The following is a 13,569-nucleotide window of genomic DNA, read 5'->3' as shown; positions in this document are numbered from 1 at the left end:
CTGACGGCTCAGCTTGGCTCGGAGCCGGGCGGATCGGACCAAGGGCCCGCGGCCTGGACGGGGTGCGGGCGAACGGGTCGTACGGGCTCATCGATCGGGCGGTGCATCAGGGTCTCCCTCCCGTCCCGACCCGCGTCATGATCTCGCAGAGGGCTCGGTCATCGAAGATCCGCGAGGTCGGGACGCGCACGGTGGTCCTGCGCCGGCCGGTCACCTGGTGTCCGGCGAGGTTGGTCCAGTAGCAGCAGTGCCGCAGGTCGAGCCGGTCGTGGCTCGCGCGCAGCCAGTCGTCCTGCGACCGGGGCACCAGCATCACGACCAGGATCTTGTGCACCGAGACCGGTGTGCGGGCGAGCTTCTCCAGGTGCGGGTTGTCGAGCGTGAAGGAGAAGGCGGGCCCCAATCGATCGAGCCGGGCCGAAGGCCCGTCCGTAACGGGTGGTGGTGGGTGACGGGCGGGAAGGTTGGGGGGTATCTGGTACGTGCACTTGAGCTGCACCTTGATGGTGACTTCGTCGTCGACCGTGTGCCCGGGGGCGCTGTGGCTGACGTGCCAGTCGATGCCGTTGTCCGGAAAGGGCTGTGAGAGGGAGCACCCCGCGGCCGCCGCGACGGCGTGCAGATAGCCCACCTGAAGGGTCTCCATACAGGCGGTGGTGGCGAGTGTGCCGCGCGGCGGTGCGATCCGCCCGGGCAGCAGCCCACCCTGTTCGGGCTGCGCGAGCGCCATGTCCAACGAGCCTTCCGAACCAGTGAATCCCCGCTTCGGGCCGGGCAACTTCCGGGCCCTGTACCTCTGTTGTCTCCGGGCCGCGTACAGCGCAAACGGCCCGGGTATCACCGGTGTGGGCAGGGAGGAAAGCCATCTGCCGGACATGAACGAGGAGTTGCGTCACTATGGCGTGCTGGTACGAGGGGCCCTTGGCCGCATTCGACACGGAGACCACGGGCGTCGACGTCGAGACCGACCGCATTGTGTCGGCCGCCGTCGTCGTCCAGCAAGGCGCGGGAACCCGCCCGCGCATCACCCGCTGGCTGGTGAACCCGGGCGTTCCCGTACCCGAAAGCGCCACGGCGGTACACGGCCTGACGGAGGATCATCTGCAGCGCAACGGCCGCTGGCCCGCGCCGGTGATGGAGGAGATAGCACGGGAGCTTGCCGAGCAGGGCGCGGCGGGCCGCCCGATCGTCGTCATGAACGCGCCCTTCGATCTGACGCTCCTGGACCGGGAGTTGCGCAGGCACCGCGCGTCCTCGCTCGGCCACTACATGGCGGGTTCACCGCTGTGCGTCCTGGACCCGCGGGTCCTGGACAAGCAGCTGGACCGCTACCGCAAGGGCCGCCGCACGCTGACCGATCTGTGCGCGCACTACGCGGTGGATCTTGACGAGGCGCACGACGCGGCGGCCGACGCGCAGGCCGCGCTCGATGTCGTCCGTGCGGTGGGACGTCGTTTCGCGTCCCGTCTCGAGCGGCTCTCGCCGGCCGAGCTGCACGCGCTGCAGGCGGTGTGGCACGCGGCACAGGCGCGTGGACTGCAGGCGTGGTTCGCCCGCAGCGGCACTCCGGAAGAGGTGGACCCCGCGTGGCCGCTGCGGCCCGAACTGCCTGCGGCAGCTTGACGTTGACGGGTGCGGCCATGAAAAAAGCCGGTCCGTCGGTGACGGACCGGCATTCTCCGGGTGGGCGATACTGGGTTCGAACCAGTGACCTCTTCGGTGTGAACGAAGCGCTCTCCCACTGAGCTAATCGCCCGGGAACGGACTGAACAATACAGGTCCTCGCGGGTTTCCATCAAACCGCTTCCTGGTGAGCGGTCAGCTCCGCCTCAAGTACGCCCTCAGACCCCGCTCGCCCGCGCGCATCATCAGGGCGTGGTTGAGGAGGAAGAGGGGGCGCCCGGGAACGGCCAGGCGCCGCATCAGCGGTTTGCGCACCACCACTTCCTGGTCGTAGAGCGCGCGCGTACCGCCCCGCGCCGTCATGACGGTCCAGCGCGCCCAGCCCTCCAGGTCCCCGGTCATCGCGATCTCCAGGATCCCGCCGCCGGGGTCGCGCCGCCGCTCCTCGCCGGTGACGTACAGGTCGTACGGCAGCAGGGAGCGGAAACGGGCGGTGCCGCTGCGCTCGTCGACCGGCGTCACCGCGCGGACCTGCGGCCACCACTCGGGATAGTCCTCGGCCCGTTCCAGGGCGGCGAACACGTCGGCGGGCGGCGCGGGCAGATTCCAGACGCTGCGGAAGCGGTAGTGGCACCAGTCCATGGACCGAGTCTGCCGTATGCCCTGATCTGAGTACGTCCTGAGTATCCGCACGGATGTACGGCACTGTGTCCCGGACCACACTCCACAACCATGACGAACATTCCGCCCCCGGCCGAGGAACTGCGGATCCTCGACCTGGAGCTGCACCGGCTAGACGCGCGCAGGGCGCAGTTGCTGCACCGCCGCGCCTGGCTGCTGAGTGCCCTGCGGGCGGCGGCCCCACCGCCGCCCGCTCCGCCGCACCCGCGGCACATGCCCGAGACCACGCCGCCGAACGTGCAGAACGCGCTGCTCACGCTCGGGGGCATCCTCCTGACCGTCGCGGCGATCGCCTTCACGCTGGTGAGCTGGGGGCACTTGGGCATCGGCGGCCGCAGCGCCGTGCTCGCCCTGCTGACCCTCACGGCGCTCGGCGTACCGGCGCTGCTCCTGCACCGCTCGCTGCGCTCCACGGCGGAGACGGTGGCGGCCCTGGGTCTCGCCCTGACCGTCCTCGACGCGTACGCCGTCCATGTCGTCGCCCTGCCCGACACGGACCCGGTGAGGTACGCGGCGGCCGCGTCGGCGGTGCTCGCCGCGCTGTGGGCGGCGTACGGACGGGTCTTCGGCGAGCTGCGGCTGCCGCTGCCGGTGGCCGTGGTCACCGCTCAACTCCCCCTGCTCCTCTGGGCGTCGGACTCCGGCGTCCACGCGATCACGGCCGCGCTCCTGGCGACGGCGGCGTTCGACACGGCGCTCGCGCTGCGGGCCACCGACGCGGCCGCACGCGTCGTCGCCACGGTCGGGGCGTGCGCGACGGGCCTGTGGGGCGCCCTGAGCGCCGGGTGGCTGTCCTGGTCGGCCACGGACGTGCCGGAGGCCGCACGGGCGGCCGCGCTGCTCGCACTCGCCACGGCGATCGCGCTGGTCACGGCCTGGCTGACGGCGCACGCTTCGACGGCGACGGGCGCGGCGTTCGCCGGCGCGCTGACCGCGGTGGTCGCGGCCGGCGGTGTCGCGGGCGAGGCGCTGCCCACCGGCTGGGCCGTACCGGCCCATCTGGCGTGCGCCATCGCCCTGTTGGCGACGGTACGGATCACGCTGCCGCACCCCCTGCGCAAGGGGATCGCGGGCGCGGCCCTCCTGGTGCACGGCCTCGCGCTCCTGTGGACGCTGCCGACGGTCACCACCGCGCTGCTCGGCCCCACGCACTGGGCCACCAACCCGTGGTCGACCTCGACCACCCCACCCCACACCGCCTACGGCCTCTCCTCCCTGACCGACCTGCCGGTGTCCGAACCGGCCCTGGCGTCACTGGTGTTGGGGGTTGTCGCGGTCGTGGCCTTCATCACCGGGGAGAAGGGCGCGGCTTGGGCCGCGGAGACAGGACAAGCCACCGCGCACCCCTCCCCCGCAGCAGCCCTCCTCGCCGCCGCCCGTCCCGTCGCCCTCGCCCTCGCCCTCGCCCTCGCCTGGGCCGCCGTCATCACCTTGCCGTTCGCGTTCGAACTCCCCTACGCCGTCGGGCTCTTCGTCCACTGCGCCGTGGTCGCCGTGCTGCTCGGCCTCGCGGGCCGGAGCAATACGGCGGCTCTCGCCCGCACTTCGCTGGGTCTTGGGCTTGCCTCCTCCGTGAGTGTCGCGTTCCTCTCCCTCGCCACCACGCCTGCGACCCTCGGCACGCTCGGCGCCCTCACCGGGCTCTTCCTGGCCGCCGCCGTCATCGCCTCCCGGCGCTCGGCGAACGTCGTGGCCGCCACCGCCGCCGGTGCGGGCATCGCGTACGCCGCCGCACTCGTCTGCGCCACGGGCGCCGCCCTGGATCTGCGCATGGAGCACACCGGGCTCCTGGTCCTCGTCGTCCCGGCACTCGCCGCCGGGGTCGCGGCGCGGCTCGGGCGGCATCCCTGGACGCCGACCGTGGAGATCACCGGGGCCGCGGCGGGCGGGCTCGGGATCGCGCTCACCGCGGGGCACGCCCCGACCCTGGCGACGGCCCTCGCCCTCGGCGGTGTCGTCGCCGCGGGCACGGCAGTTCGCGCGGACCGCCGCCGGGTCGGGTACGCGGCCGGGGCGCTGTTCCTCCTGGCGACCTGGGTACGCCTCGCGTCCTGGGACGTCACCATGCCGGAGGCGTACACAGTGCCGGCCACCGTCCCTGCCCTCGTCGTCGGCTTCCTGCGACGCCGCCGCGACCCCGCCGCGTCCTCCTGGACGGCGTACGCACCAGGCCTCGCGGCGACCCTGCTGCCCAGCCTCGCCGCCGCGCTGGGCGACGCGCACTGGCAGCGGCCGCTGCTCCTCGGCACCGCGGCGCTCCTGGTCGCGCTGACCGGTGCACGGCACCGGCTCCAGGCGCCGATCGTCATCGGCGGCACGGTCCTCGCCCTTGACGCACTGCACGAACTGGCGCCCTACATAGTCCAAGTGGTGGACACCCTGCCCCGCTGGCTGCCGCCCGCACTGGCCGGCCTTCTGCTCCTCGCCATCGGCGCGACGTACGAACAAAGACTGCGCGACGCGCGCAAAGTCCGTGACGTGCTCGGCAGAATGCACTGATCCGTTTTCCGTCCACTTATTCGGACGGTCCGTCAATTCCCGTAAAGGGCAAGGGAAAACGACTGCGGCCCGGAGGCTTTAAGCCTCCGGGCCGCAGTTCCGGGGTGGGCGATACTGGGTTCGAACCAGTGACCTCTTCGGTGTGAACGAAGCGCTCTCCCACTGAGCTAATCGCCCCGGGCGCACGGAGAACATTACCGCATGTCAGCGGGTGCTCCGACCGCCCCGGAGTGACCCGTGGATCACTCCTTGATCTTCCATGGCATCTCGAGGCCGAACTTCCAGACGTAGACCGCGACCAGCACGGCGACGATCACCAGACCGATGGTCGTCAGGATGATGTTCCGGCGGCGCACCTTGGGGTCAAGGGCACGCTGCGCGGCCTCGGTGACCTTCCGCTTCGTCCAGCGAAGCACCAGCTGGGCCCAGACGAACTCGGTGGCCCAGATCGCCATGCCACCGAAGATCACCAGCCAGCCCGGTCCGGGCAACGGCAGCATCACGATGCCCGCGGCAACCACCGCGAACCCCACGATGAAGACGCCCACCTGCCAGCTGAGGTGCAGCGTCTTGCGGGCCTGGACGAACGCAGGAGCGCGTGATCCAAGCGGCTGTTCGGCCTTCTCACCGTCGGTCGCGGGCGCGACTCCCGGCTCGTTACTCCCCGTATTCATACGGCCAAACCCTACCGGACGGAAACCCGTCACCGGAATGGCCGCACCCTCCGAACAAACACCCCGCCGTACGAGCTACCTAAAGACACGCAAAACCCTCAGAGGGGTTTACAACGGCACCGTAGGTGGCATGTCGATTTCGCCGACGTGCGAATCCCCGAGCGCACACTGAGCGAAAGGCCCTGGCGCTTATGAACACCACGGTCAGCTGCGAGCTGCACCTGCGCCTCGTTGTGTCGAGCGAGTCCTCACTGCCTGTACCCGCAGGACTGCGGTATGACACGGCCGATCCCTATGCCGTGCACGCCACCTTCCACACCGGAGCCGAGGAAACCGTCGAGTGGGTGTTCGCCCGCGACCTCCTCGCCGAGGGCCTGCACCGGCCCACCGGTACCGGCGACGTCCGAGTCTGGCCGTCCCGGAGCCACGGTCAGGGTGTTGTCTGCATCGCCCTGAGTTCCCCCGAGGGTGAGGCTCTGCTCGAGGCCCCGGCGCGGGCACTGGAATCGTTCCTCAAGCGAACCGACGCGGCCGTGCCGCCCGGCACAGAACACCGCCACTTCGATCTCGATACGGAGCTCTCGCACATCCTGGCCGAAAGCTAGATCCAGGCGGCGCGAGAGCGCCCGGCGCCGTCCGACTCGGGGCGACGGCTCGGGCACGACAACCGCATAGGCCAGGCACCGGCGCCGTCGCCGCGGATTCCCGCGGGGACGGCGCCGGTGCGCTGTATCGGGGAGCCGCTAGCATCGGCCAGCATCGGCGGGCACTAGCCCGACCCCCCCAGGCCAGGGAGCGAATCGTGCTGATCACCCACGACACCCGGTGCGCACTCGACGCCGTGGTCGATCTGGTGAACACCGCACCGGACGACGAGAGCGCCGAGACCGAAGGGCTCGCGGACGTAGCGGCGCTCGGCGATTTCGTACGAAGCCACGACATCAGCGATGTCGGGGTGCTCACCGAACGTGACCTCGCGGGCGTACGACAGATCCGCAGCCGCTTCCACGAGGTCTTCGCCTCCCCCGAGCCACAGGCCGCGGCGGCGGTGATCAACGAACTGATCGCGGCGGCGGGCACCACGCCCAGGCTCACCGACCACGACGGCTACGACTGGCATGTGCACTACTTCGCGCCGGGCGCGTCCATCGCCGACCACCTGGCGGCGGACTGCGGGATGGCGCTCGCGTTCTTCGTGGTCGCCGGTGAGCAGGAGCGGCTGCGGCGCTGCGAGGCACCGGACTGCAGGCGCGCCTTCGTGGATCTCTCCCGCAACCGCTCGCGCCGCTACTGCGACAGCCGGACCTGCGGGAACCGGCTGCACGTCGCCGCCTACCGGGCCCGCCGCAAGGAAGCCGCGGGCTGAGCGAAGCCGGACGCGCCGGACGCGCTCACAGCCGCAGCAGATCGTGCAGCGAGCCCATCAGGAGCAGGAAGCCGATCACCGCCAGGAAGATCATCAGGGGTGGCTGGGAGAGCGCGAAGAGACAGCCCTGCGGCTCCTCGGTCGGCGCGGCTCGCTCATCGGTCGGCGGGGCGGCATCGCCCGGTGTGGTGGTGTCCAGCATCTCGCGGCGATGATGACGCAGTCGGGACACCACCGCCGACCAACACGCCCGGAAAGGGCGGGAGTTCGCTTAAATCCGTGACCAGAAAAGTCCAGCGCCCCGCGCGTTCCGTCCATGGCTCACCAGCACGGCGCCTCGTCAGACTCGGCACCCCCGCCGTCCACACGAACGAGGAAGCCACACATGCGCATGGAACGCAGACGGCTGTTGACGGCCGCGCTCGGCACGGCCGCGGCCGCGATGGTCCCGCTCGCCACGGCGTCCCCCGCCCTCGCCGCGGGCTGGCAGCGGGTCCCGCATCGCGGCATCCGCCCCGACGACCCGGAGGGCCGCGCCCCGCTGGCCAACCCGCGCCGCGGCTTCCGCTACGAGATGTCGTACAACGCGATCGACCTGACGAGCCCCTGGCAGAACGAGGCGGACCACTCCCCCGACGCCGCGCGGACCCTGGACCTCCTGGAGCGCGAGTACGGCCCCGGCGCGAACCTGACCCAGCTGTACTTCTACCTCTGGGACTTCGCGACCTCCACGATCCCGCAGAGCGCGCTCGACAACATCGAGAGCGTCTTCCGCGGACTGCGCCGCAAGGGATACGCGGCGGTCCTGCGCTTCGTGTACGACGACGGGGTGCGGGAGAACCGGCGCTACACCGTGCAGGACATCCAGCGGCACATCGGGCAGCTGGCCCCGCTGGTCGCGCGCAACAGCGACGTGGTGGCCGTGTGGCAGGCCGGATTCCTGGGCGCCTGGGGCGAGTGGCACGGGAGTTACTACCGGCACGAGACGTACCCCGACGCCGTCACCGCCATCATGACGACGCTCGTCGACGCGCTCCCGCCGGGCATGCACACCCAGGTCCGGTACGCGGAGAAGCGCGACATGATCACGAACAAGGCGATCCTGGACCGGGTCGGCTTCCACAACGACTACGTGACGCTCGGCGAGGGCGAGTGGGACTACTACGTCCCGGACAACCCCGGCTGGCCCAGCTACCTGGACGTCACGCCGACGCGGATGGTCGACGGCGAGATGCCCTGGGACAAGGGCCAGAGCGCCGATCCCTACGCGTGGAGCACCGTCATCCCGGGAGTGCCCGCCGCGCGGCGGCTGCAGACGCTGCGCTTCGACAGCCTGTCCCTGGTGCACAACGCCACGGTCACCGTGCCGGCCTGGAAGGCGGCGGAGCTGACCGAGCGGCAGACCGCGGACGCGCTGCTTCCGGTCTCGGACGGCTATTTCCGGGGGCGTGACGGGCGGCTGGTGGCGCGCACGCAGTTCGAGTATCTGCGGGACCACCTGGGCTACCGCATCGAGGTGCGCGAGGCCCGCTACGACCTGTCGGGCGCCCGCGGCGGCCGCATCCCGGTGGAGGTCGACGTGGTCAACCGCGGCTTCGCGGCACCGAAGCATCCGCGTCCCGCACGGCTTGTGCTCCTCGACGCGGACGGACGGACGGCCGCGTCGGCGGACACCGGGGCGGACTGGCGCGACTGGCGGCCGCAGGGCCGTGCGGAGACCGGCGACGACCACTCGGGCCCGAAGGTCACGACCGTGCGCGGGGAGCTCGCCGTGCCGTCCGGGGCGCGCGGCCGCCACCGCCTGGGGCTCGCCCTGCCCGACCCGGCCTTCCCCGGGAAGGGGCGCGCGGTGCGGTGCGCCAACGGGTCCGTGACCTGGGTCGACGGTGTGAACGTCCTCGCCGAGATGCGGCTGGGCGGCTAGCGCCTGTCGGTCTCGCCGCCCAGCTCACGCAGCCCGCCCTCGGGGGTTCGGGGGGTGTCGGACGGGGGTGTCAGATGCCGTGCTTCTTCAAGATGGCCTCGATGTCGCTGAAGTCCTCCTTGGGCGCGGCCGCCTTCGGCTTGGCCTTGGCCTGTACCTCGGCCTTGGCCGCCGGGCGTGCGCCTTGGCCGAGCGAAGGCGCCGACGCCGCGGGGGCGACCGCCTCGCGCTGGGCGGCCTTGGCCGCCTTGCGCTCCTCGCGGGTGCCGACGCGGCGGCGCTCCACGGCCCGGGTCGTCATGAAGAGCAGCCAGGCGACACCGAGCACGCCGAAGCCCGCCCACGCCTTCATGCTGAAGGCGGTGTCGGCCAGCCATCCCACGACGCCGGTCATGACGAGGCCGATCGGGACCAGGGAGTACGCGACGAGGCGCGTCGCCGCGAGGAAGCGCTTTCGGTACGCGGTGACCGCGGCTATGCCCAGGCCGGCCGCGGACACGGCGGAACAGACGGTCTCGGCAATCATCCGGTCCTCCAGGGCATGCGGGCGTGAACGGTGACAATGTCGTCCCTTCCATCCTGCACCGGGTGGGCCGCCCCGAGCCACGTCCTGGGCGGACCTCAGGGACATATCCGGGTCCGGCATCCTCCGCAGGTCCCGGTCGGTGGAAGACTGAACCCATGAACGACTCCTCCCCCGCCGACCTCACAGGCCCCGCCGCCCCCGTGGTCATCGACGTCTGGTGCGAGCTCCAGTGCCCGGACTGCACCCGCGCCCTCGACGACGTACACGCCCTGCGGGCCCGGTACGGCGACCGTGTCGACCTGCGCCTTCGGCACTTCCCCCTCGAGAAGCACAAGCACGCCTTCGCCGCCGCCCAGGCCGCCGAGGAGGCCTTCGAGCAGGGCAAGGGCTGGCCGTACGTCGAGGCCGTGCTCGGGAAGGTCGCGGACCTCGACAAGAAGGGCGAGGCCGTCCTCGTCGAGACGGCCCGCGAACTGGGCCTGGACGCCGAGGAGTTCGACACCGCCCTGGTCGACGGCCGGCACATCCTGATCGTCGACGCCGACCAGGCCGAGGGCAAGGCGATCGGCGTCACCGGCACACCGACGTACGTCGTCGACGGCCGGCGCCTCGACGGCGGCAAGAGCCAGGAGGGCCTGCGCGAACGCGTCGAGGAGATCACGGACCGGCTGCTGGCCTAGAGCAGCGGCTTGTAGACGTAGTACATGACCGGCTCGTAGCCCAGCGACTGGTAGAGGCGCAGTGCCGGGGCGTTGCCCGCGAAGACGTTGAGGCCGATGCGGCTCTTGCCCGCTTCGTGGGCCTGGCCCTCGGCGAGGAGCATCAGGGAGCGGCCGTGCCCCTGGCCGCGGTGCTCCTCGTCGACCTCGACGTCGAAGACGAACGCGTCGTCGCCGAGCGCCGCCAGCCACAGGGTGCCGACCCCCGTGCCCGCGCGGGTGAGGACGCTGAGCCGCACCCCCGGGGTGGCGATCCCCTGCTCCAGGTGGTCGGCGTGGTCCGCATCGGACTTGGCGCGGGCCTCGGCCTCGGGGACGCCGCGCTCCATCCAGTCGCGCGCGTAGTCGTCCTTCTTGCGCGCCAGCCACACCTCGTACTCGGCCTCGGTCATCGGCCGTCCCTCGACACCCGCGGGCAGGCCGGGCGGCTCGGCGGCCAGCGCCTTGGCCATGCGGCGGTTGCGCTCCACATAGCCGAGGGACGTGACGAGGCGGTGGGCCGCCGTGGCCTCGGCGGGGACGAACGTCTCGATCCGCTCGCAGCCCCAGCCACGCACCACCTCCTCGGCGGCGAGCGCGGCGACGGTGGCGCGGCCGCGCCTGCGGTCGGGTTCCTCGATGCGCAGATCCTTGATCTGGGCGACGGAGGGGCCGAACACGGGGTGCGTGGCGAGTTCTATCCCGCCCACGGGACGGCTGTTCACACACACTTCGTACGTGCGTGACTTCGCGCCGTCAGCGCTCTTTTGGAGCGGCCCGGTCGGCCGCAGGGTCGTGGTCATCAGTGGTGTTGTACCCGCCCCGGGGCCGCTCCGTCACCAGGATTTCACCGGTTCTCGAGGCCTACGGGTCGAGGTCGTCCGCCGCACGCTCGTCGAAGATCCGCATCGCCTTGGCGGTCACCGGGCCCGGCGCGCCCGGCAGTTCGCGTCCGTCGATCCGGTGCACGGCCTGGACGTCACGGAGCGTCGAGGTCAGGAAAACCTCGTCGGCGCGGTCCAGGACGTCGAGCGGCAGATCGGTCTCCTGCGCGCCCGTCCAGTCGACGGCCAGCGCGCGCGTGATGCCCGCCAGGCACCCGGAGGCGACCGGCGGCGTGTGGATCTCGCCGTCGAGCACGACGAAGACGTTCGATCCGGTGCCTTCGCAGAGCTGCCCCACGGTGTTGCCGAACAGCGCTTCGGAGGCACCCTGTTCGTGGGCGCGCGCCAGGGCGACGACGTTCTCGGCGTACGACGTGGTCTTCAGGCCGGTCAGGGCGCCGCGTTCGTTACGGGTCCAGGGCACCGTGATCACGGCGGTCGTGTCGGGGCGCCGTCCGGCCTCGCCGAGGGCGACGACCAGCGTCTGCCCCTGGTCACCGCGGTCCGAGCCGAGCGGCGACAGGCCTCCGGTGTAGGTGATGCGCAGCCGCCCCAGCGGCATCGGGTTGGCGTCGATGACGGCGGCGCAGGCCGCGCGCACCTCGTCCAGGTCCGGCTCGGGGAGGCCGAGGCCGCGCGCCGAGCGGGCGAGCCGGTCCAGGTGCCGGGTCAGCGCGAAGGGCCGCCCCTCGACCGTCTTGACCGTCTCGAAAATGCCGTCGCCCACGGTCAGGCCGTGGTCCAGCACGGAGACGCGGGCGGTATCGAGGTCCTGCAGGCCGCCATTGAGCCAGATCTTCACTGGGGGGTCCCTCCACTCACTTCGTACGCCCCCGACGCTACCGCCAGCAGCCTTTCCGCCTTCAGCTCGGTCTCCCGCCACTCCCCCTCGGGGTCCGATCCCCAGGTGATGCCCGCTCCGGTGCCGAACCGCAGCGCGCCCTCGGCACGGTCGATCCAGAAGGTGCGGATGCCGACGGCCAGTTCGCCGGTGCCCCGGTCGGCGTCGACCCACCCGATGCCGCCGCAGTACGGCCCGCGGGGCGCGGTCTCCAGGGCGTCGATGATGCGCAGGGCGCTGGACTTCGGAGCGCCGGTGACGGAACCGGGCGGGAAAGCGGCGGCGAAGAGTTCGGGCCAGCCTGCGTCGGGGCGCAGCTCGCCCCGGACGGTGGAGACGAGGTGGACGAGCCCGGGATGCTTCTCGATCACGCACAGGTCGGGGACGGTCACGGAACCGGTCTCGCAGATCCGCCCGAGGTCGTTGCGGACGAGGTCCACGATCATGACGTTCTCGGCGTAGTCCTTGTCGAGGAGATCGGCCTCGGTACGGCCCGTGCCCTTGATGGGACCCGACTCGACGACACGCCCCTCGCGGCGCAGGAACAGCTCGGGAGAGGCCGTGGCTATCTCCACGCCGTGCTCGGGCAGGCGGATCGTTCCGGCGTACGGAGCGGGGTTCCCGCGCGCGAGGAGAGCCGTCAGGGCGTCCACGTCGGCGCCGTCCGGGACCGGCGCGGACAGCACGCGGCAGAGGTTCGCCTGATAGACGTCGCCGGCCGCGATGTGCGCGCGCACGCGCCGCACACCTTCCGTGTACGCGGCGCGGTCGAGCGAGGACGTCCAGTCACCGGCGGCGGGACCCCGCCAGGCGCCCGGCACCGGGGCGGGCACCGGCTCCTCGCGTACGTCGTCGAAGCGGGCGCAGACGAGGCCGCCCTCGAAATCCGCGGCGACCGCCCAGAAGCCGCCGGAGTCCAGGGCCGAGGGATCGCTGGTCACATCGCTGAGGCCGCTCGCCACCAGACCGCCGAAGCGCGCCATGGGGAGGGGCGCCCCGGAGGGCCGCTGGGAGGACGTCTGAGGGGGGCTGTGCACGCCTGCGAGTCTATGACCGGCGTCCTGGTGGCGCCCCGGGCCGGTGACAGCGCAGCACGCTGCGCAAACGCGTTTTTGTACTGGCCCAGGAATCCGCTAGAGTTCAACACGTCGCCGGGACGCGCAAGCGGACCGGGAAAGACAAGCGGACGTAGCTCAGTTGGTAGAGCGCAACCTTGCCAAGGTTGAGGTCGCCAGTTCGAACCTGGTCGTCCGCTCGCAGGAAAGTGGGGGATCTTCCCGAGACCCCGCACTCCTGGTGGAGTGGCCGAGAGGCGAGGCAACGGCCTGCAAAGCCGTCTACACGGGTTCAAATCCCGTCTCCACCTCCAAGCGCGATTAGCTCAGCGGGAGAGCGCTTCCCTGACACGGAAGAGGTCACTGGTTCAATCCCAGTATCGCGCACGCAGAACTGAATAACCCCTGGTCCCGTATGGTGTGGGACCGTCCCGCGCGATTAGCTCAGCGGGAGAGCGCTTCCCTGACACGGAAGAGGTCACTGGTTCAATCCCAGTATCGCGCACGCAGTACGCAGCACACGCAGGTTGACCTGCGCGATTAGCTCAGCGGGAGAGCGCTTCCCTGACACGGAAGAGGTCACTGGTTCAATCCCAGTATCGCGCACCATCTGTACGAAGCCCCCGGTCGTCTCCACGACCGGGGGCTTCGTCGTTCCTCCTCCGATCAGGAGGAGAAGAGCATGTGGCCGAAGCTCTTGTGGCGCTTGTTGTGGCCGTAGTGCCCACCGTGGCCGCCGTGCTGGGGAGCGCCCCACTGCGGGGCGGGCGCGGCCGGGTACGCCTGCGGGGCGGGGGG

Annotated in this window: 14 protein-coding genes, 7 tRNA genes and 1 pseudogene; 11 read left to right on the top strand and 11 right to left on the bottom strand. The window is 71.2% G+C overall.

Annotated features, from left to right (window positions below; translation table 11 throughout):
- Window positions 1–106: 106 nt before the first annotated feature.
- Window positions 107–730 carry a DUF4365 domain-containing protein gene (locus E2651_RS32860; RefSeq protein WP_135334904.1) on the bottom strand — a complete coding sequence of 208 codons (624 nt, stop codon included), beginning with the start codon at window positions 728–730 and terminating at the stop codon, window positions 107–109.
- Window positions 731–897: 167 nt separating this feature from the next.
- On the opposite strand from E2651_RS32860, the gene E2651_RS32855 reads away from it, so the two are divergent.
- Complete coding sequence (locus tag E2651_RS32855) at window positions 898–1,623, top strand: 3'-5' exonuclease (protein WP_135334903.1); 726 nt, start codon at window positions 898–900, stop codon at window positions 1,621–1,623.
- Between the two features lie 61 nt (window positions 1,624–1,684).
- Here the strand turns inward: E2651_RS32855 and E2651_RS32850 are convergent.
- Window positions 1,685–1,756, bottom strand: a tRNA-Val gene (locus E2651_RS32850).
- 62 nt (window positions 1,757–1,818) lie between these two features.
- The gene (locus tag E2651_RS32845; RefSeq protein ID WP_135334902.1) at window positions 1,819–2,265 is read right to left on the bottom strand and encodes an SRPBCC family protein; all 447 of its coding nucleotides are present in this window, start codon (window positions 2,263–2,265) and stop codon (window positions 1,819–1,821) included.
- Window positions 2,266–2,355: 90 nt separating this feature from the next.
- On the opposite strand from E2651_RS32845, the gene E2651_RS44775 reads away from it, so the two are divergent.
- A complete protein-coding gene (locus tag E2651_RS44775; RefSeq protein ID WP_209446304.1) occupies window positions 2,356–4,803 on the top strand; it encodes a hypothetical protein in 2,448 nt (815 codons plus the stop codon).
- Between the two features lie 105 nt (window positions 4,804–4,908).
- Here E2651_RS44775 and E2651_RS32835 read toward each other — a convergent pair.
- Both E2651_RS32835 and E2651_RS32830 read right to left on the bottom strand, forming a co-directional pair.
- A tRNA-Val gene (locus tag E2651_RS32835) sits at window positions 4,909–4,980 on the bottom strand.
- A 65-nt stretch (window positions 4,981–5,045) separates the two neighbouring features.
- Window positions 5,046–5,477, bottom strand: coding sequence for a TIGR02611 family protein (locus tag E2651_RS32830; protein WP_135334901.1), 432 nt, complete (start codon window positions 5,475–5,477; stop codon window positions 5,046–5,048).
- Window positions 5,478–5,668: 191 nt separating this feature from the next.
- Here E2651_RS32830 and E2651_RS32825 point away from each other — a divergent pair, with 191 nt between their 5' ends.
- Together E2651_RS32825 and E2651_RS32820 are read left to right on the top strand one after the other, a co-directional pair.
- Entirely contained in the window at window positions 5,669–6,082 is a 414-nt protein-coding gene (locus tag E2651_RS32825) for an SsgA family sporulation/cell division regulator (protein WP_003959770.1), read from the top strand.
- Window positions 6,083–6,279: 197 nt separating this feature from the next.
- The gene (locus E2651_RS32820; RefSeq protein WP_135334900.1) at window positions 6,280–6,843 is read left to right on the top strand and encodes a CGNR zinc finger domain-containing protein; all 564 of its coding nucleotides are present in this window, start codon (window positions 6,280–6,282) and stop codon (window positions 6,841–6,843) included.
- A gap of 25 nt (window positions 6,844–6,868) precedes the next feature.
- Here E2651_RS32820 and E2651_RS44290 read toward each other — a convergent pair whose 3' ends face one another.
- Complete coding sequence (locus tag E2651_RS44290; protein ID WP_167828961.1) at window positions 6,869–7,045, bottom strand: hypothetical protein; 177 nt, start codon at window positions 7,043–7,045, stop codon at window positions 6,869–6,871.
- Window positions 7,046–7,228: 183 nt separating this feature from the next.
- On the opposite strand from E2651_RS44290, the gene E2651_RS32815 reads away from it, so the two are divergent.
- Complete coding sequence (locus E2651_RS32815; RefSeq protein WP_167828960.1) at window positions 7,229–8,767, top strand: DUF4874 domain-containing protein; 1,539 nt, start codon at window positions 7,229–7,231, stop codon at window positions 8,765–8,767.
- Between the two features lie 70 nt (window positions 8,768–8,837).
- Here E2651_RS32815 and E2651_RS32810 read toward each other — a convergent pair whose 3' ends face one another.
- Window positions 8,838–9,293 carry a hypothetical protein gene (locus E2651_RS32810; protein WP_135334898.1) on the bottom strand — a complete coding sequence of 152 codons (456 nt, stop codon included), beginning with the start codon at window positions 9,291–9,293 and terminating at the stop codon, window positions 8,838–8,840.
- A gap of 155 nt (window positions 9,294–9,448) precedes the next feature.
- Here E2651_RS32810 and E2651_RS32805 point away from each other — a divergent pair, with 155 nt between their 5' ends.
- On the top strand, window positions 9,449–9,973 hold the full coding sequence (locus E2651_RS32805) for a DsbA family protein (RefSeq protein WP_135334897.1): 525 nt from the start codon (window positions 9,449–9,451) through the stop codon (window positions 9,971–9,973).
- Here the strand turns inward: E2651_RS32805 and E2651_RS32800 are convergent.
- The 3 genes from E2651_RS32800 to E2651_RS32790 all read right to left on the bottom strand — a co-directional run bounded on the left by E2651_RS32800 (window position 9,970) and on the right by E2651_RS32790 (window position 12,699).
- Complete coding sequence (locus E2651_RS32800) at window positions 9,970–10,794, bottom strand: GNAT family N-acetyltransferase (protein WP_135334896.1); 825 nt, start codon at window positions 10,792–10,794, stop codon at window positions 9,970–9,972. The two genes, E2651_RS32805 and E2651_RS32800, sit on opposite strands and share 4 nt — an antisense overlap.
- Window positions 10,795–10,855: 61 nt before the next feature.
- Window positions 10,856–11,677 (bottom strand): aminodeoxychorismate lyase, encoded by an 822-nt coding sequence (locus E2651_RS32795; RefSeq protein ID WP_135334895.1) that lies wholly within the window; start codon window positions 11,675–11,677, stop codon window positions 10,856–10,858.
- Window positions 11,674–12,699 (bottom strand): chorismate-binding protein, encoded by a 1,026-nt coding sequence (locus tag E2651_RS32790; protein ID WP_135334905.1) that lies wholly within the window; start codon window positions 12,697–12,699, stop codon window positions 11,674–11,676. Before E2651_RS32790 ends, E2651_RS32795 begins: the two co-directional genes overlap by 4 nt.
- Before the next feature lie 199 nt (window positions 12,700–12,898).
- Here E2651_RS32790 and E2651_RS32785 point away from each other — a divergent pair.
- From E2651_RS32785 to E2651_RS32765, 5 genes are all read left to right on the top strand, one after another.
- A tRNA-Gly gene (locus tag E2651_RS32785) sits at window positions 12,899–12,971 on the top strand.
- Between the two features lie 40 nt (window positions 12,972–13,011).
- A tRNA-Cys gene (locus tag E2651_RS32780) sits at window positions 13,012–13,085 on the top strand.
- Window position 13,086: 1 nt separating this feature from the next.
- A tRNA-Val gene (locus E2651_RS32775) sits at window positions 13,087–13,158 on the top strand.
- 46 nt (window positions 13,159–13,204) lie between these two features.
- Window positions 13,205–13,276 (top strand) — tRNA-Val (locus E2651_RS32770).
- A 29-nt stretch (window positions 13,277–13,305) separates the two neighbouring features.
- A tRNA-Val gene (locus E2651_RS32765) sits at window positions 13,306–13,380 on the top strand.
- 57 nt (window positions 13,381–13,437) lie between these two features.
- On the opposite strand, the pseudogene E2651_RS45600 reads toward E2651_RS32765, so the two are convergent.
- Window positions 13,438–13,569, bottom strand: a pseudogene (locus tag E2651_RS45600) (zf-TFIIB domain containing protein); the annotation flags it as partial.

The sequence above is a fragment of the Streptomyces sp. MZ04 genome, assembly GCF_004684775.1.
In the GTDB taxonomy this organism is placed as follows: Bacteria; Actinomycetota; Actinomycetes; order Streptomycetales; family Streptomycetaceae; genus Streptomyces.
This window is presented reverse-complemented; position numbering and strand designations above follow the sequence as displayed.